Genomic DNA, 432 nt, shown 5'->3' on the forward strand with positions numbered 1-432 from the left:
ACCCCTGCCCGCGGCGCATCGCCACGGACTCGCCCACTCCGCCGAGGATCGGCACCAGCGTCGCGGCGCCGAGCACGGCCTCCCCGACCAGCGCCCAGCAGCGCGCGCGGTCGACCGGGACCACCTCGTCCAGTGCATCGAAGACCGCCGCGCGCGCGAGACGGCAGCGGCCCGCGGTCCACACCAACAGCGCCTCCTCGCACGGGAGCGTGACCGCGGACGGCGTCCCGGCCCAGCGGTCGCCGGGCAGCACCCGCAGCACCGGATCGGCCACACCGGCCCAGTCGACCGCGCCGTCGCTGTCCATGTGCAGCGACAGGTTGTCGAGGCCGGTGTCCCAGGCCCGCCCCTCGAGCATCACCAGCGCGGCCACCCGGCCCACCACCGCGTGAATCAACGCGGTCGCCACCGCGGCACCGGCCGCCTCGCGGT

Annotated in this window: 1 protein-coding gene; it reads right to left on the reverse strand. The window is 76.6% G+C overall.

The window, feature by feature from the left end; genetic code table 11:
* Positions 1–432: hypothetical protein (locus AC1DYG_RS19880; protein ID WP_477641569.1), on the reverse strand; the 432-nt coding region annotated here is incomplete at both ends.

The organism is Pedococcus sp. P1_H8, assembly GCF_056405175.1.